Source organism: Pseudomonas sp. 8BK, from assembly GCF_902506475.1.
GTDB lineage: Bacteria > Pseudomonadota > Gammaproteobacteria > Pseudomonadales > Pseudomonadaceae > Aquipseudomonas > Aquipseudomonas anguilliseptica.
Map to the genome: position 1 here is coordinate 1049186 of NZ_LR733252.1, position 17802 is coordinate 1066987.

Below are 17802 nucleotides of genomic sequence, written 5' to 3' on the forward strand. Positions count from 1 at the left end.
GGCGTTTTTATTTGAGCGCTGTTCAGGCCGGTTTGGCACCCATCAGGCCCATGATCAGCAACAACAGCAACACAATCAGCCCGGTATACACCGCACAGAAGCGCAGCAGTTTGATCGGCGCAGGACTATCGCCCAATGCCTGCCAGGCCGCCAGGCGACCATTGAGCAGCAAGCCGAACAACACCAGCACGGCGAACAGCACACTGCTGGCCAGCAACCAAGTCTGGCCCAGCGGGAAACCCGCCAGATTGACCAGCCACCAACCGCTGATCGGCAAGCTCAGAGCCAGCAGAGCGAATACCGGCAAGCTGATCAGCCGGGTGCGTTTGAGCTTGCGCTGCAGCACCGCGCTATCGCCGCCACGCGATGCCTTCCACAGCATAAACACGTGCGCCAGCACGCCCAGCAACAACAGCACGCCCGGAGCACTGTGGAGAATTTTCAGCAGTGAGTAGTGTTCCATCGATTCAGTTCCTGCCGATTAGCCTAAAAAGAGTTTGTATGCGGGGTTATCACTTTCGTCCCAATAGGGGTAGCCGATGGCTTCCAGCGCCGCCGGTACGAGGTGACGTTCTGCCTGTGGCACTTGCAGGCCCGCCACCACACGACCATCGGCAGCGCCGTGGTTACGGTAATGGAACATCGAGATATTCCAGCGACCACCCAACTTCTGTAAGAAATTGAACAGTGCACCTGGGCGCTCGGGAAATTCGAAGCGATACACGCACTCATCCGGCACAGCTGCGGCATGACCGCCGACCATATGACGGATATGCAACTTGGCCAGCTCATTTTCGGTCAGGTCCAGCACCGGGAAACCCTGGTCACGCAGGCCCTGCACCAGCACCGCACGCGGGTCGTTTTCCGGGTGGGTCTGCACGCCAACAAAGATGTGCGCCTCTTTATCTTCGTGGTAGCGGTAATTGAACTCGGTGATCTGCCGCTTGCCGATCGCCTCGCAGAATGCCTTGAAGCTGCCGGGTTGCTCAGGGATGGTCACGGCGATGATCGCTTCACGCTTCTCACCCAGCTCGGCGCGTTCGGCGACGTGGCGCAGGCGGTCGAAGTTAACGTTGGCACCCGAGTCGATACCGACCAGCACGCGCCCACTGCAGCCTTCGCGTTCAACGTACTTCTTGATCCCGGCCACACTCAGCGCGCCGGCCGGTTCGGTGATCGAGCGAGTGTCGTCGTAAATGTCCTTGATCGCCGCACAGATTTCATCGGTGCTGACGGTGATCACTTCATCGACATGGTCCTTGCACACAGCAAAGGTGTGCTCGCCGATCTGCGCCACCGCCACGCCATCGGCAAACAGCCCAACCTGCGGCAATACCACGCGCTCGCCAGCGGCCATGGCGGCCTGCAGGCAGTTGGAATCGTCCGGCTCAACGCCAATGACCTTGATCTCCGGCCGCAGGTATTTCACGTAGGCGGCGATACCCGCAATCAGCCCGCCGCCGCCCACCGGCACGAAGATCGCGTCGATTGCCCCCGGCTGCTGACGGAGGATTTCCATGGCCACAGTGCCCTGGCCGGCGATGGTGTGCGAATCATCGTAAGGGTGGATATAGATATAGCCCTTCTCATCGACCAGCTTCAGCGAATAAGCCAGCGCCTCGGGGAAGCTGTCACCGTGCAGCACCACCTTGCCGCCGCGTGAGCGCACGCCCTGGACCTTGATCTCCGGGGTGGTCTTGGGCATCACGATGGTCGCCTTGACCCCCAGCACCTTGGCCGCCAGTGCCAGGCCCTGGGCATGGTTGCCAGCGGAGGCGGTAACAACACCGCGCGCCTGCTCTTCAGCGGAGAGCTGCGCCAACTTGTTGTAAGCGCCACGAATCTTGAACGAGTACACCGGCTGCAGGTCTTCACGCTTGAGCAGAATCTGGTTACCCAGGCGCTCGGAAAGCTGGTTGGCGGCTTGCAGCGGGGTTTCCACCGCCACGTCATAGACGCGCGAGGTAAGGATCTTCTTGACGTACTGTTCGAGCATGGCGGGCATCGCAGGCGGCTTTTCAGGGAGTTCGCGAGTCTACCCCAGGGGCGCGCCGAACGACCATATTAGCTGCGGGGTTTTCCCGGCCCAGGTCCGCTGGCGGCGCAGCCGCGCTATAATTCGCGCCTCCTTACTCCCACGCCAGGCCCCATGATGAATCAGGATCAACTCAAGCAAGCCGTAGCCCAGGCTGCCGTCGACTTTATTCTCCCCAAACTCGACGCCAAGAGTGTGATCGGAGTCGGCACCGGCTCCACCGCCAACTGCTTTATCGACGCCCTGGCCAAACACAAAATGGAATTCGATGGCGCAGTCGCCAGCTCCGAGGCCACCGCCGCACGCCTCAAGGGCCACGGTATCCCGGTGTATGAGCTGAACACCGTCAGCGACCTGGAGTTCTATGTCGACGGCGCCGACGAGAGCGATGAACACCTCAACCTGATCAAGGGCGGCGGCGCGGCCCTGACCCGCGAGAAAATCGTCGCAGCCGTGGCGCAGACCTTTATCTGCATTGCCGACGCCAGCAAACTGGTGCCCGTGCTGGGCGCCTTCCCCCTGCCAGTAGAAGTCATCCCGATGGCGCGTAGCCATGTGGCGCGCCAGCTGGTCAAACTTGGTGGCGATCCGGTGTACCGCGAAGGCGTGGTGACCGATAACGGCAATATCATCCTCGACGTGTTCAACCTGTCGATCACCAACCCGGTGGAGCTGGAAAGCCAGATCAACGCCATCGTCGGCGTGGTCACCAACGGCCTGTTCGCCGCACGACCGGCTGACCTGCTGCTACTTGGCACCGCAGAAGGCGTGAAAACCCTCAAGCGCGCCTGACATTCGTAACGGCAAGGGCTGGCGGCTGTGCAAAAATGGATCAAGTCGGCAGACAGCTCGCGCCCTTGGCGTCATGCTGCTGATATTGCTTAGTTATCAGGATCGTCAGGGAGTTTTATGTCCGCATTCGTCTCGTCCGCCCATGATCGCCAGCTGGAACTCGCTGATCTGCTGCGTGAACTGGTCGCCCAGGGTCGGACCAATCAGGACAATGCCGAACAATGTCTGACGATCCGCCGCAGCGCGGTCAACAATAAGCAGCACCCGCTGGAATTTCTCGCGGCCCAACAACTCGACGACCTGAAAAAACCCGGCAAGAAGCTTGACCTAGAAGACCTGACCGTCTGGTTGGCGGAACAATCCGGGCAGCCATATTTACGAATTGACCCACTGAAGATTGATGTCGCCGCCGTCACCCCGCTGATGTCTTACGCCTTCGCCCAGCGCCACAAGATTCTTGCCGTGGCGGTGGACAACGACAGCGTAACCATCGCCAGCAGCCAACCGCTGGTGCACAGCTGGGAAGCCAACCTGATCCACGTGCTTAAGCGCCCAATCAAGCGCGTGGTGGCCAGCCCGACGGAGATTCAGCGCTTTACCGTAGAGTTCTACCGCCTGGCCAAGTCGGTCAGCGGAGCCTCGGCCGGTGATATGAAAATCAGCGGGGCCGGCAACTTCGAGCAACTGCTTAATCTCGGCGCCCAGGACCAAGAGCCCGATGCCAACGACGCGCATATCGTCAATATCGTCGACTGGCTGTTCCAGTACGCCTTTACCCAGCGTGCCAGTGATATCCATATCGAACCGCGCCGCGAGCAGGGCAGCGTGCGTTTTCGCATCGACGGCGTACTGCACACGGTCTATCAGTTCCCGCCGCAGGTGACCATGGCGGTAGTCAGCCGCCTGAAAAGCCTGGGGCGGATGAACGTCGCAGAAAAGCGCAAGCCGCAGGACGGCCGGGTGAAGACCAAGACCCCGGACGGAGGTGAAGTCGAGCTGCGCCTGTCGACCCTGCCCACCGCCTTCGGCGAGAAGATGGTGATGCGGATCTTCGACCCGGAAGTGCTGCTGAAAAGCTTCGATCAGCTGGGTTTCTCTGCCGACGACCTGAAACGTTGGCAGAGCATGACCAGCCAGCCCAACGGCATCATCCTGGTTACCGGTCCTACCGGCTCGGGCAAGACCACCACGCTGTACACCACGCTCAAGCAGTTGGCGACTCAAGAGGTCAACGTCTGCACCATCGAAGACCCGATCGAAATGATCGAGGGCGCGTTCAACCAGATGCAGGTTCAGAGCAATATCGACCTGACCTTCGCCAGCGGCGTACGTGCGCTGATGCGCCAGGACCCGGACATCATCATGGTCGGCGAAATCCGCGATCTGGAAACCGCCGAGATGGCGATCCAGGCCGCGCTCACCGGGCACCTGGTGCTGTCCACCCTGCACACCAACGATGCGCCCAGCGCCATCACCCGCTTGCTGGAACTGGGCGTGCCGCATTACCTGCTCAAGGCCACCCTGCTCGGGGTGATGGCCCAGCGCCTGGTGCGCACCCTATGCCCGCACTGCAAGGCCCCCCAGGCATTGGATGAAGACGGCTGGCAAAGCCTGACCAAACCCTGGAGTGCGCCGCTGCCGACTCAGGCCTGCAGCGCCGTCGGTTGCCTGGAATGCCGCGACACCGGCTACCGTGGCCGCGCCGGGGTGTATGAAATCATGCTGATCAATGACGCGATGAAACCGCTGATTACCGCCGACACCGACCTGATCGCGCTACGTCGGCACGCGTTCAAGGAAGGCATGCGCAGCCTGCGCCTGTCCGGCGCGCAGAAGGTTGCCGCCGGCCTGACCACCATCGAGGAAGTGCTGCGGGTAACCCCGCAGAGCGAGCAGAAATAACGCCGCTAGACACCTCAGCTTCTGGGCAGGCGCTGCTGGCGAGCGAGAATGCTGGCGACCCGCTGCGGCTTGCACTGCAAATAGGCCGAGGCTTGCAGCAAGCGCTGATTGGAGTGCCAGGCGAAGAGAAACTGTCCGCCCTTTAGCTGATCGACCACCATGCGCGCCACTTCGGGACGCACCGCCGGGCAACCCAGGCTACGGCCGATACGGCCATGTTTCGCCACCCAGAGCGGGTTCACATAGCCCGCACCGTGAATCACGATGGCACGCTCGCGGGCCAGGTCATTCAACCCCGGTTCCAGGCCGTCCATGCGCAGGGAATAACCATGCTTGCCGCGGTAGCTTTCCGCCGTGCGGAACAGCCCAAGACTGGATTGGTGGCTGCCCAGACGATTGGAAAACGCCTCGGCAAAGTTATCCCCGGACTTGCGCCCGTGGGCGACATAATCGCGCAATAGCAGACGCTTGCGCTGCAGATCAAAGATCCACAAACGCCGTTCGGTGGAAGGCCGCGAATAATCGATTACGGCGAGACGACGCGCCGGATCAGCGCCATGATTGACCGCACACTGCATGGCCGCCAGCGCATGCTGCAGCGCCTGTTGATTGAGCCCAGGCGCAATCCGCGCCAGATCCCTGAGCAAGGCACCCTGCTCGGTTGCAGTCACCGACAAGGGCATGCAAGAAAGCCAAAAACCGATCAGGCAGAACCTGCCAAGACGTCCAAACATTGCGCAAATACCTCAAGGTACTGACCCCAGGACGCCCTGTCACAAGATCCAACTACGGCCTGTCTATACTTTTTGTGTTAAATCCCACGTGCGGGATTCTATTCAGAGCCAAGGACTGGAGCAGTAGATTGTTCAAAAAACGCACACTTTACCTGAGCGCCGCCCTGCTCACCCTGCCATTGGTCGCCAATGCCACCGATGCGTCCTTTGCCACCAGCGCCGACCTGCGCCCATTGCTGGCTCAGTTGACGCAGCACTGCAGCGCATTACCGACAAGCCTAGACGAGAATGCTCAACGCCTGCTGCAGGCTTTTTATGCGCAACGCGACGGCCAACCGGCCTGGCAGAACAGCGAACAACTGCTGCAATTACGCGAGCAGCTGGCGCAATTGGAAGATGACGGTCTGCAGCCCAACGACTATCTGCTGCCCAGCCTGGTCGCGGAAAGTTTCGCCGAGCAGCGCGAGTGTGCGGAATTGCTGACCAGCCACAGCTACCTGCAAGCCCTGCTGCATCTACGTCGCGGCCGCCTGCTGCAACAACGCCTAGAGCCACTGTGGCAGGCACCAGGGCATACCAACCCAGACCCGCAGCTGGCGACTCTCTCACTGGCCCTGCTGCATTTGCACACACCATCCCTGGCCTTTGCCAGCGCACGGCCGGCCACCGTGCAATACCAGCGGCTACGCAGCGCCTATGCGCAACAACGCCTACAGCCGCTACAGGAATGGGCAACGCTCGCCAGTGGCGCACTGCTAAAGCCCGGCGGCAAGGATGCGCGACTGCCAGTATTGCGCGCACGACTGATCGCCCAGGGCTACCTGGCTGCACCGCAAGAAGAACTGGGCAGCACGTATGATCTGTCCACGCAAAGCGCCCTGGAGAATTTTCAACGCGATCACGGTCTCAACCCGGATGGCATTCTCGGCCCCGCTAGCCTGACCGAGCTGAATATCAGCCCACAGCTGCGCCGCGAGCAGCTGCGCGCCAACCTTGAGCGCCTGCGCTGGCTGGCCGACGCAATGGGCGATGCCGAAGTGCTGATCAATGTCGCAGCCGCTGAAATTCAGGTGCGACGCAATAACCAGCTGCTCTGGCGCACGCGCACCCAGGTCGGCCGTGCCGAACGACAAACGCCGCTGCTCGCCTCCAGCATCGTGCGGCTAACCCTCAATCCGACCTGGACCGTGCCGCCGACTATTCTGCGCGAAGACAAACTGCCTGCCATTCGTGACGACATCAGCTACCTGGAGCGCCACCAGATGAGCGTGCTCGACCGCGACGGCAACCTGCTCGACCCGCAGAGCATCGACTGGGAAAGCCCCGGGGCAATCCGCCTGCGCCAGTCCGCCGGTAGCCATAACCCGCTTGGCCGCGTCGCTGTGCGCTTTGACAATCCATTTGCGGTCTATCTGCATGACACTCCCAGCCAGCAGCTGTTCAGCAAAGCCCCACGTGCGTTCAGCTCGGGCTGTGTACGGGTCGAGGCCGTCGACACCCTGCTCGCCTGGCTGCTCACTCCGGATGAGCTGAGCAGCGTGCAGACGCGTATCGCCAGCGGCGAAACCCAGCAATACCGTCTGCAACATCCGGCACCGCTGCTGATTGCCTACTGGACGGTCGAAGCCAGCAAGGACGGGGCCCTGCGCTACTACCCGGACATCTATGCGCGCGACGTGCGCCTGATAAAAGCCCTCGCGCCAAACGTGCACTGATCGGCAGCCATGACCGTTGATCGGCACACTCTGCAACGCCATCGACAGCAGCGCCAATGCCAACTGTGCTTAGATACCTGAACAGCTAATCCGCAGACTAAAAACCGCCAAGGAGCTACATCACATGGAAATCGGCAGCGTCATTTTTCTCTTTGTCGGCCTCGCCGTCGCCATCGTCTTTATGGGCTTCAAGGTCGTGCCGCAGGGCTTCGAGTGGACAGTCGAGCGCTTCGGCCGCTACACCAACACCCTCAAGCCAGGTCTGAACATCATCGTACCGGTCATGGACAAGATCGGCCGCAAGCTCAATGTGATGGAAAACGTGCTGGATATTCCGCCACAGGAAGTCATCACCGCCGATAACGCCACAGTGCAGATCGACGCCATCTGCTTCTTCCAGATCATCAACTCGGCCCAGGCGGCTTACGAGGTCAACAACCTCGAACACGCCATCCGCAACCTGGTGATGACCAATATCCGTACCGTGCTTGGCTCCATGGAGCTGGATGCCATGCTCGGCCAGCGCGACGCCATCAACGAACGCCTGCTGCGCACCGTCGATGAAGCCACCGCGCCATGGGGCATCAAGATCACCCGGATCGAAATCAAGGACATCAGCCCGCCCGCCGACCTTATGGCCGCCATGTCCGGGCAGATGAAAGCCGAACGGATCAAGCGTGCACAGATTCTCGAAGCCGAAGGCCTGCGCGCCGCTGCCATTCTCACTGCCGAAGGGCAGAAGCAGGGCGATATCCTCAAGGCCGAAGGCCAGCGCCAGGCGGCCTTCCTCGAAGCCGAAGCGCGCGAACGTGCCGCCCAGGCAGAAGCCGAAGCCACGCGCATGGTTTCCGAAGCCATCGCCCAGGGCAACGTACAGGCAGTCAACTACTTCGTCGCGCAGAAATACATCGAAGCCCTCGGCCAACTGGCCAGCGCCAATAACAGCAAAGTCATCCTGATGCCGCTGGAAGCCAGCCAGGTGATCGGCGCAGTCGGCGGTATCAGCGAAATTGTCAAAGCCACCTTCGGCGAGAAGAAGGGTTAAACCATGTGGGACTTTTTACAGCACCTGTCGTACTGGAACTGGCTGGCGTTCGGCACCCTGCTGCTGATCCTCGAAGTGTTCGGTGCCGGCGGCTATCTGCTGTGGATCGGCCTGGCCGCCGCCAGCGTCGGCCTGCTGACCTTTATCTTCCCCGGCCTGCCCTGGGCTGCGCAGTTCATTCTGTTCGGCCTGCTCTCGATACTCACGGCAGTGTTCTGGTGGCAACGTCAGCGCAGTGCAGCCAAGCCTTCCGACCAGCCTGGGCTGAACCAGCGCGGTAGCGAATTCGTCGGCCGCACCTTTGTGCTGCACGAAGCGATCAGCGGCGGACGTGGCAAGATCAAGGCCGGCGACAGCCTGTGGCTGGTCATCGGCGCTGATCTACCAGCCGGCACGCCTGTGCGGGTGGTGGGGCAGGATGGCGTGCTGTTGCGAGTTGAGGCCGAGCAAGCAAGTTAAGCCCCTTGAGGTGGCCGGATGAGCGGATGGCCCGTGTTACTGGCCGCTGCGCTGCTGCTCAGCAGCGGCTGCAGCCTGCTGAAACTGGATAAGGAAATGCAGCAGGCCCGCCAGGAGCTGCTGCTGATCCCCGGCCAGCTGCAAGTCTCGGACTCCGGCCGCAGCGCGCTGGTCGCGCTGCTTGATGCGGACAGCAAACTGATCGCCTACCGTATCGCCGCCCCCGGCGAGACCTTTTACTTCACCGCCGCGCCGGCCGCTTACCAGTTGCTGGGTTTCGATGACCGCAACGGCAACTTTATCCTCGACAACGACGAGCCCCGCCACTGGCTGAGCAATGCCCAGAGCGCACCTCTTAGCGTGCAGCCAGAGCCGGATGAGCGTGCGCGCCTCAGTCAGCTCAACCCGCTACGCCTTACTCCCAGTGACCTGCAGCAAGCCCCTGCGCTGGATCTCAGCCTGGAGGTGCTGTACCACGAACAACCGCGCATGCAGAGCAATTACCTGCAGCCGGTAAGCTTCGACGACCCGCGCTTCAACGATAAAAATGTGCGCATGGGAGCCTGGCAACCACTGACCTTTATGCGCGAACTGGGCTATGGCCTGTACCTGCTCGCGCCCTGGGATAAGCACAAGGAACCGATCGTTCTGGTCCACGGCATCAACTCCTCGCCGCGCGTCTGGCAGGCACTGGCCGCAAACCTCGACCTGCAGCGTTATCAGCTGGTGCTCTACCACTTCCCCAGCGGCCTGCCGCTAAGCAACAGCGCCTATATGCTCAGCGTCGCCATCCGTGATCTGCAGTTGCGCCACACACCGCCGCGTCTGCATGTGTTTGCCCACAGCATGGGCGGCCTGGTGGCGCGGCGTGCCGTGCAGCTGTTGAGCGCGGATGACAACCAACGCCTCTGCCTGTTTATCACGTTGTCGACACCCTGGGATGGCCACCCCTCGGCGGCTAGCGGAGTGCGTGACGTGCCGCTGGATATTCCAGTGTGGCGCGATATGGCGCCGGGCAGCCCTTACCTGCAACGCCTGTTTGCCACGCCGCTGCCGACGCATATGCGCCAATGGCTGCTGGTCAGCTATGCCGGCAACACACGCATGCTGCCCAATCCGAATGACGGCACAGTGCCCCTGGCCAGCGCACTGCGTGCCGCCGCCCAGGATGAAGCTGAACGCCTGTACCTGCTCGACGAAACCCATACCAGCATCCTCAACAGCAGACGCAGCCATGCCTTACTTGAGCGGGCCCTAAGCAGCCTACCCGCTCACGGCTGCAAACCCGCGAACGATACCTGACCGCTACCGCACACCTGCATAACAGGAGAGCCATCATGTACTGCGTGTCCATCGCTTACCCACAGACAGCCGGTGCCCGCTTCGACTTCAGCTATTACCTCGAACAGCACATCCCCATGGTCACTCGCCTGCTCGCCGGCAACTGCCTCAACAGCCAGGTACGCAAGGGCCTAGCGACACCGGATGGCGCACCGGCGGCGTTCATCTGCCTGGCGAATATCTGGATAAGCTCGGTTGAAGCGTTTCAGGCGACGTTGGCGCAACACGGCCCAACCATCATCGGCGACATCGCCAACTTCACCGATATCCAGCCACTGCTGCAGATTGATGAAGTGCTCATCTAGTGCGACACGCAGACGCCAATACCCCGCAACAAGGCCGCCCATTGGCGGCCTTGTTACACCACGCCAATGCATCCGTTATCGCGGCAATGCGTAGACCTTGAACAACACCTTGACCATCTCACCCGGCTCACCCAGGTGGCGGCGGTAGATTTTCTCCAGCTCGCCGGAACGGTAGCTTTCACTCAGCGCGGTATCCACCAACAGGCGCAGGTCTTCATCATCACGGGCCAGGGCCATGGCCACCGGGGCGAATTCGTAAATGCGCTCCAGCACCCTCATCTCGCTGGCATCCTTGTTCTTGGCCAGGTAGTTCTGCAGCAGGATGCGCTCAGAAAAGAACGCATCGGCCTTGCCATCCGCCACCAGTTGCACGCCCTGCTCCGGGTTGACGACCGTCACCAGAGTGGCAACCACGCCCAGCTGGTTCTGCTGCTGACGCACCCAGGCTTCGGTCGCGCCGCCCTCGGTTACCGCATAGGTATGATTGGCCAGGCCGCGGTTGATGGTGGCTCGCCAGGTCGGGCCACTGTGCGCCACCTTGCCGTTAAGCACATTGATCAGCGCCGGCGAGGCATCCTCACGCACCAGTGCGGCAAGGCCGGCGGTGTAGATCGGCAGCGAGAAGCTCACCGCCTTGCGCTCTGTCAGCGTTTCCAGGGTCGGCGAGCAGAGAATGTCGATGCTGCCCGCGCTGACCGCGGCGATGCTCTCGGCCTCCTCCAACGCCTGGTAACGCACCTGCAGATCGGCCAGACCCAGCTCGGATTTAATATGCGCGGCAACCTGCTCGCACAGTTCGATGGCATAGCCGCTGGGCTGGCCGTCCTGCTGGCTGCTGAAGGGCGCGATATCCGGCAGGTAACCGAGGGTCAGGCTGTTGCTGCTGCGCACGCGTTCCAGCGTACTGGCGCCAGCCAACAGCGGCATAGCGAGCAGGCAGGCCAGCAGCAGATTGATGGGTTTTAGCAGTTGTCCGTTCATGTCTATATCCCCAGATTCAGATGGCTTGGCAGTCCGCTTTCATACTCACGCCTTACCAGACGCGGGCTGCTCAGCGACAAAGCGCTTGGCGATAAAGCCGTACAGCAGGTAGCCCAGCGCCAGCACCAGCATCGCGCCGAACACCGCATCCTTGCCCGAGGCATACAGGGCGTAGAAGCAATAAACCATCGCCACCATCAGCACCACCACGTTGCGGGTATAGATCGCCGCGCTGACGCGGGCCTTGTACATGATCACCAGCAAGCCGGAGAGCGCCGTGACATAGGGAATCAGGTTGGTAACGGCCGCCAGATTGACCAACTTGCTGAACTGCGCGCTGGCGTTCGGCGAGATGGTCGAAAGCGCCAACAGAGTTTGCAGCACCCCGCACACGATCATGCCGATCACCGGTGCATTGGCCGCCGTCACCTTGCCGAACAGTTTGAGGAACATGCCCTGATCCGCCGTGACCTTGGCGGTTTGCGCCAAAGTGAACTGCCAGCCCAGCAGCGAGCCGATACAGGCCATGACGGCCAGGCCCATGATGATGTTGCCGACAAAGGGGTTGAACATCTGCGCATAGACATAGGCAAAGGGTGCGCTGGAGTTGGCCAGCTCGGCATTCGGCACAATGCCCTGAATCACCGTGGTCGACAGCACATACACCACCGCCGCGCCAAGGGTGCCGAACAGGCAGGCCAACGGCACATTGCGCTCGGGATTTTCCACCGCATCGGAGTTCTGCGCCGCCGACTCCATGCCGAGGAAGGCCCACAGGGTCAGCGGAATACTCTGCGCAATGGCATCGCTGATCTTCAGGCTGTGCGGGTTCCAGGCATCCTTCAACACCGCAGGGTCAAACCAGAACCAGCCGATCACACTGAGCCCCGCCACCGGAATGATCACCCCCCAGACGGTGATTGCGCCGATCTTGCCGGTGATATGCGGGCCGCCGAAATTGGCCACTGTGGTCAGCCAGATCAGCCCGACCGTGCCGACAAACAGCGGAATCGCGCCACTGCCCAACCAGGGGAAGAACGGCGTGAGATAGCCCACCGCAGAAATACCGATGGCCACGTTGCCGATGGCCAGCGAAAGGAAATACAGAAACGAGCAGAGAAAGAACGCCGACTTGCCGTGCGCTTCCTCGGTATAGGCCGACATACCGCCCGAGCGGTGGCAGTAGATGCCGCACTGGGCGAAACAGTAGGCAATGGCCATGGAGCCGACTGCCGTGATGATCCACGACAGCAGCGAAACAGCGCCCAACTGGGCCATGCTCGACGGCAACATGATGATGCCGGAGCCCATCATATTGACCGCCACCAGGGTGGTGAGCCCCACCAGGCTCATCTTCTTGCTTGACTCAGCCATCGACCTCTCCTTGTTCTGTGCGTGGCACTGGCCGCAACCAGCAGCCAAGGCTGCCGGCCGGGAGTGGCTAAGGGTTACTGTTTGACCACATAGACCCTGTACGTCAGCCCACCCTGGCCATCGCGCTCAATCTCGACGCCATGGTTGTCGTGCTCGAAACCGGGGAAGTGGCTGTCGAACAGCTCCATCGCCAGCAGGTAATCGATGATCGCCTGCTTGTCCGCGCCAGCCTTTTCGCCCGGCATCATCAGCGGAATGCCCGGCGGATACGGCACCACCTGCACAGCCACGGTGCGGTTCAGCATGTCGCGCACGGCGATCTGCTCGATCTGGCCCTTGACCAGCTTGGCGTAGGTCTCGCGCGGCGAACTCACCACATCCGGCAGCAGGCTGAAGGCGGCGTCAATGTTGTGCAGCAGCTTGGAGGCGAGCATGTCCTGGTGCATGGCGTCGGCCAGATCCTTGAGGCCCATGCCGGCGTAGCGTTCGCCGTGGTTGGCGACCAGCTCAGGCATCACCAATTCCAGCGAGGCGTTGCTGTCGTAGTGCTTCTTGAACTCCATCAGCCCGGCAACCAGCGAACCCCACTTGCCCTTGGTTACGCCCAGGCTGAACAACAGCAGAATCGAATACGGCTCAGTCTTTTCCACCACGATGCCGCGGCTGGCAAGGAACGACGACACCAGCGGCGCCGGAATGCCGCTGGCCTCCATCTGCCCTTCCAGGGTCTGCCCTGGGGTCAGCACGGTGACCTTGATCGGGTCGAGCATGCAGTAATCACGGCCCAGGTCGCCGAAGCCATGCCAGCTGGCGTTCGGCTTGAGCACCCAGGTATCGCCCTGACGCAAGGTCTGCGGGTCGAGGTCGGCAAAGGGCACGCCGTTGACCTCATCCGGTTGCCACACGCCAAACCACCAATCCTGCGGTTTGCGCTTACGCACCTCATTACCCAGGCGCACCATGGCCTGACGAAAGGCGATGGCTTCGCCGATGGACTCATCGGTGAGGTACTCGCCGGCATCATCCATCATCTTCGCCGACACATCGGTGGAGGCGATGATGCTGTACTGCGGCGAGGTCGAGGTGTGCATCATGAACGCCTCGTTGAACAGCGCCGGCTTGACCGGCACCTTGCCCGAACGGATATGGATCATCGAGGCCTGCGACAGCGCCGCCAGCAGTTTGTGGGTCGAGTGGGTAACGGTCACCGTGGCGTCATCGGCATGCCGTTCGCCACGGTGCATGCCGTAGCGGCCTTCATACAGCGGATTGAAGCGCGCGTAGGCATACCAGGCTTCGTCGTAGTGAATCCGCTCGACGCTCTGGCTCAGTTCGCGGGTGGTGGTCTGCACGTTGTAGCAGAGGCCGTCGTAGGTCGAGTTGGTCAGCACCGCCAGTACTGGACGGGCCTGTTTGTCGGTCATCAGCGGACTTTCGGCGATTTTCTGCGCCACCGCCTCGGGCATCAGCTCGCTGCGTGGCACCGGGCCGATCAGCCCGCGTGCGTTACGCCGTGGCCGCAGGTACAGCGGCACCGCACCGGACATATTCAGCGCGTAGTTCAGCGACTTGTGGCAGTTGCGATCGACCAGCACCGCATCGCCATCGGTGACTGCAGAGTGCAGGACGATCTCGTTGCTGGCTGAACTGCCGCCGACCGAGAAGAAGGTGTAATCGGCGCCAAACACCCGCGCGGCATTCTTTTCCGCCTCGGCAATAGGCCCGGAGTGATCATTCAGCGAGCCCAGCTCACCCACCGACACGCTGAGGTCGGAGCGCAGCATCTGCTCGCCGTAGAAGTCGAGAAAACTGCGCCCCACTGCGGTTTTCATAAAGGCGGTGCCGCCGGTATGCCCAGGGGTGTGCCAGGAGTATTCATGGGTGTCGGCGAAGTTCACCAAAGCGCCGAAAAATGGCGGCAGGATGCTGTTCAGGTAGCGCCGGGCAGCGGCTTCGATACGGCCGGCGACAAACTCCGGGCTGTCTTCCGGCTGCCAGATAAAGCCGTCGATATTTTCGACAAACTCCAGAGGCACGCGGCTCTGATGCGCCTGGCTCATGCCAAGCATGATCGGCAGCTGTGCGGTACGCTGGCGGATCAACTGAATCAGGTGCAGCGCTAGCGGCAGGTTTTCCTCACACAAGCCCCAACCGAGAATGACGCAGCAATAGGCTGGGTCGGCGCGAAAGGCGATTTCCGCGTCATCCAGCGAGCTGACCCGCTCAACCTCCAGGCCATGCTGCTGCAAGGCCCGACCCACCGCCTCGGCGCTGCGCAGAACGATGCTGTCCGGGTGCTCCAGGGTGTTGACCACAATCAGCACCGGGTAACGCTGAGCGAGGGATGCCGGCAACGGCACTTTGGCGTGACTCATGATGAACTCCTTGTAATAGACCTGATGGGTGCCAAGCCTTAGCAGGCTGTTGAAAAACTACCTGCGTTGCCATCGCGGCGTTAAAAACAGACTCAAAAATGCTCATTTACAACTCGTAAACTCCGCTTTTTCGTCTGTTTTTGCCTTGCGCTGACTGCCTCGCTAGCGTTTTTCAACAGCCTGTGCGCTTGAGGCACCAGAAGTGGTAACCGCCGTCCTGATGCACGGCGCCCTCTACCTCTTTCTCGAAACCGGGGAAATGCTTGCCCCAATCCTGCAGGGCCTGGATATAACGAATCCATGGGCCATCCAGCGGACCAAGGTTCTCGCCGGGCATGACAATCGGGATACCCGGTGGATATGGCATGATGCCAACCCCGGTAACCCGCCCCGCCGCCTGTTGCAGCGGCAACAGCTCGACCTCGCCGGTTTGCAGCGCCTGGAACGCAGCGCGCGGGGTTGTTTCGATCAACGGCAAATTGCCGAAGGCTTCGGCCTGCAGAGCGTCCATGCGGCTGCTGCGCATGTACTCGAACATCTCGCTGCTGAGGTCACGCAGGCCCATGCCGCGGTAGCGCTCAGGCGCCTGGGCGAGCAGATCAGGCAGCACCCGCTGCAGCGGAGCATTGCTGTCGTAGTGGCGTTTAAAGGCCAGCAGCACATTGATCAGCGTGCCCCACTTGCCCTTGGTCACACCGATGCTGAACAGGCACAGCACCATAAAATCGGTGATGCGCGACGGCACGATGTTGTTGCGGTAGAGAAAGGCACCGAGGATTGGCGCGGGGATGCCCTCCGCCAACAGCTGACCGTCGACGCCCATGCCCGGCACCATGATGCCGACCTTGATCGGGTCGAGCATGCACCAGCCTTTTTCCAGGCCCGCGAAACCATGCCACTCGGCGCCTGGCTCCAGCTCCCAGCAGGCAGGATCGCTGGCCAGTTGCTCGGCATCGGCGTCGGCAAAATCAACCGTCTTGCCGGTTTTGCTATCGCAGACCTGCTGCGCGTTCCACGGCTGGAAGAACCAGTCACCACGGCTGGCAAACTCGCGGTGGGTGCGTGCCAGCGCCTGGCGGAAATCCACCGCCTCGCGCAGCGAATCCTGGGTCAGGCTATAGCCGCCGTTGCCGTCCATCATCGCCGCGCCCACCTCGTTGGAGGCGAACAACGCATACAACGGCGAGGTACTGGCCTGAATCACGAAGGACTCGTTGAAGCGACTGTGCTCGACCGGGCTACGGCCGTTGCGAATATGGATAAACGAGGACTGCGACAGCGCCGCCAGCAGCTTGTGGGTCGAGTGAGTGGCAAATACCGTCGGGCCGTCGGTCGGGTGGCTGGCCGGGTCGCCACGCATGGCGTAACGCCCCTGGTACAGCGAATTGAAACGCGCGTAGCCGTACCAGGCCTCATCGAAGTGAATGCGTTCGCTGCTTTGCGCCAGCATGCCCTCGGCGCGTTCGGCGTGCAGGCACATGCCGTCATAGGTGCAATTGGTGACCACGGCATACACGGGCTTGCTGCCCTTGGCCTGGGCACGCAACGGATGGTTGGCGATGGCGGTCTCGATGCGCTGTGCATCGAACTGCGCGGGCAGCAGTGGGCCGATAATCCCGTAGCGGTTGCGTGTCGGCGTCATATACAGCGGCAGGCCGCCAGTCAGTACCAGGCCCTGCTCGATGGATTTGTGGCAATTGCGGTCGCACAGGGCGAACTGGTTTTCACCGACGCAGGCCATAAAGATCGCCCGGTTGGAGCCCGAGGTGCCGTTGAGTACCGAGTAGCTGGCGTGGGCACCGAAGATCCGCGCCACATAGGCTTCGGAGTCTGCCACCGGGCCGCTGTGGTCGAGCACTGAACCGAGGCTGCCGCGCTCGATACCGCTGTCAGTGCGAAACAGGTTTTCCCCGAAGAAGTCGAAGAACACCCGGCCCACCGGCGACTTGGTAAAGGCAATCCCGCCCTGATGCCCCGGCGCGGCCCAGGAGTGCTCATCCTTCATGGTGTAGCGCAGCAGTGCATCGGTGAATGGCGGCAGCAGGTGCTCAAGGTAGCGGTTGATCGCGGCAATCACCCGACCGACCACAAAGGGCGCGGTGTCTTCGAGCATCCAGACGAACTCGTCGGCCAGACCCATGGCCTCCACCGTGATGCTCTTCTTGGCATTACGGTCGGCCATCAGAAATACCGGGACGTTTTCGTTGCGCTGGCGAATGCTGCGCAGCAACTGCAGAGCCTGGGCGTGGGAGCTGTCGTCATTCTTGCCCAGAGTCCAATCGACGCAGATGCAATGCAGCGCTGCATCGGACATCACCGCCGCCAACCCATCCTCATAGGAAGTGGCCTTGATCAGTTCGGCATTGCGGCTGGCAAATTCGTCGACCAGTTCGTTGAGCACGCGCCCACGCATGCTGGCGGGGCTGCCGAGGTCGTCGTCGACCATCAGCACGCGCATTTTCAGGGGTTTGTTGGTTCGTCCAATCATCAACCTGCCTCCATCGTCCTTGTGCGCAAACGCAGTCGCACGGTCCATACCCTGGCACCCTATAACCGTGCAGGGGTTAGTGCATAGAAACCGGGGAATTGGTGCATGCCCGCTCACCCCACTATGCGCCGAATGGGGAAACATCTCGTGACATGGATCAACAGCCTAGTCAGCATCGCGGGCCGCGCAAATTTTCTGACCGAACAAACAGCAGGGTGCGGCGAATCGCCGTGCTAGAGCGGCACAGTGCCATTAC

The 17802-nt window shown here is 61.5% G+C and carries 14 protein-coding genes; 7 read left to right on the forward strand and 7 right to left on the reverse strand.

What is annotated here, in order from left to right; genetic code table 11:
- Nucleotides 1–22: 22 nt before the first annotated feature.
- Nucleotides 23–463, reverse strand: coding sequence for a DUF2269 family protein (locus ACIN8IBEIGE_RS04780; protein WP_160013646.1), 441 nt, complete (start codon nucleotides 461–463; stop codon nucleotides 23–25).
- 18 nt (nucleotides 464–481) lie between these two features.
- A complete protein-coding gene (gene ilvA / locus ACIN8IBEIGE_RS04785) occupies nucleotides 482–1996 on the reverse strand; it encodes a threonine ammonia-lyase, biosynthetic (RefSeq protein WP_160013647.1) in 1515 nt (504 codons plus the stop codon).
- A 156-nt stretch (nucleotides 1997–2152) separates the two neighbouring features.
- Here ilvA and rpiA point away from each other — a divergent pair, with 156 nt between their 5' ends.
- The gene (gene rpiA / locus ACIN8IBEIGE_RS04790; RefSeq protein WP_090250294.1) at nucleotides 2153–2827 is read left to right on the forward strand and encodes a ribose-5-phosphate isomerase RpiA; all 675 of its coding nucleotides are present in this window, start codon (nucleotides 2153–2155) and stop codon (nucleotides 2825–2827) included.
- Nucleotides 2828–2944: 117 nt separating this feature from the next.
- On the forward strand, nucleotides 2945–4729 hold the full coding sequence (locus tag ACIN8IBEIGE_RS04795; protein ID WP_160013648.1) for a GspE/PulE family protein: 1785 nt from the start codon (nucleotides 2945–2947) through the stop codon (nucleotides 4727–4729).
- 14 nt (nucleotides 4730–4743) lie between these two features.
- Here the strand turns inward: ACIN8IBEIGE_RS04795 and ACIN8IBEIGE_RS04800 are convergent, their stop codons facing one another.
- Nucleotides 4744–5463, reverse strand: a complete 720-nt coding sequence (locus tag ACIN8IBEIGE_RS04800; protein ID WP_160013649.1) for a murein L,D-transpeptidase catalytic domain family protein — start codon at nucleotides 5461–5463, stop codon at nucleotides 4744–4746.
- A 128-nt stretch (nucleotides 5464–5591) separates the two neighbouring features.
- Between ACIN8IBEIGE_RS04800 and ACIN8IBEIGE_RS04805 the strand changes: the two genes are divergently transcribed.
- The 5 genes from ACIN8IBEIGE_RS04805 (at nucleotide 5592) to ACIN8IBEIGE_RS04825 (ending at nucleotide 10328) form a co-directional block, all read left to right on the forward strand.
- On the forward strand, nucleotides 5592–7178 hold the full coding sequence (locus ACIN8IBEIGE_RS04805; protein WP_160013650.1) for a murein L,D-transpeptidase: 1587 nt from the start codon (nucleotides 5592–5594) through the stop codon (nucleotides 7176–7178).
- Nucleotides 7179–7302: 124 nt separating this feature from the next.
- The gene (locus tag ACIN8IBEIGE_RS04810) at nucleotides 7303–8223 is read left to right on the forward strand and encodes an SPFH domain-containing protein (RefSeq protein ID WP_090380173.1); all 921 of its coding nucleotides are present in this window, start codon (nucleotides 7303–7305) and stop codon (nucleotides 8221–8223) included.
- A 3-nt stretch (nucleotides 8224–8226) separates the two neighbouring features.
- Complete coding sequence (locus ACIN8IBEIGE_RS04815; protein ID WP_090380170.1) at nucleotides 8227–8682, forward strand: NfeD family protein; 456 nt, start codon at nucleotides 8227–8229, stop codon at nucleotides 8680–8682.
- Between the two features lie 18 nt (nucleotides 8683–8700).
- A complete protein-coding gene (locus ACIN8IBEIGE_RS04820) occupies nucleotides 8701–9984 on the forward strand; it encodes a triacylglycerol lipase (RefSeq protein WP_160013651.1) in 1284 nt (427 codons plus the stop codon).
- Between the two features lie 35 nt (nucleotides 9985–10019).
- Complete coding sequence (locus ACIN8IBEIGE_RS04825; protein WP_160013652.1) at nucleotides 10020–10328, forward strand: EthD family reductase; 309 nt, start codon at nucleotides 10020–10022, stop codon at nucleotides 10326–10328.
- A 75-nt stretch (nucleotides 10329–10403) separates the two neighbouring features.
- Here ACIN8IBEIGE_RS04825 and ACIN8IBEIGE_RS04830 read toward each other — a convergent pair whose 3' ends face one another.
- The 4 genes from ACIN8IBEIGE_RS04830 to ACIN8IBEIGE_RS04845 form a co-directional block, all read right to left on the reverse strand.
- Entirely contained in the window at nucleotides 10404–11309 is a 906-nt protein-coding gene (locus ACIN8IBEIGE_RS04830) for an amino acid ABC transporter substrate-binding protein (protein ID WP_160013653.1), read from the reverse strand.
- 45 nt (nucleotides 11310–11354) lie between these two features.
- A complete protein-coding gene (gene potE, locus ACIN8IBEIGE_RS04835) occupies nucleotides 11355–12683 on the reverse strand; it encodes a putrescine-ornithine antiporter (protein WP_160013654.1) in 1329 nt (442 codons plus the stop codon).
- 74 nt (nucleotides 12684–12757) lie between these two features.
- Nucleotides 12758–15058 carry an Orn/Lys/Arg decarboxylase N-terminal domain-containing protein gene (locus ACIN8IBEIGE_RS04840; protein ID WP_160013655.1) on the reverse strand — a complete coding sequence of 767 codons (2301 nt, stop codon included), beginning with the start codon at nucleotides 15056–15058 and terminating at the stop codon, nucleotides 12758–12760.
- A gap of 172 nt (nucleotides 15059–15230) precedes the next feature.
- Nucleotides 15231–17546, reverse strand: coding sequence for an Orn/Lys/Arg decarboxylase N-terminal domain-containing protein (locus ACIN8IBEIGE_RS04845; RefSeq protein ID WP_160013656.1), 2316 nt, complete (start codon nucleotides 17544–17546; stop codon nucleotides 15231–15233).
- Nucleotides 17547–17802 lie beyond the last annotated feature (256 nt).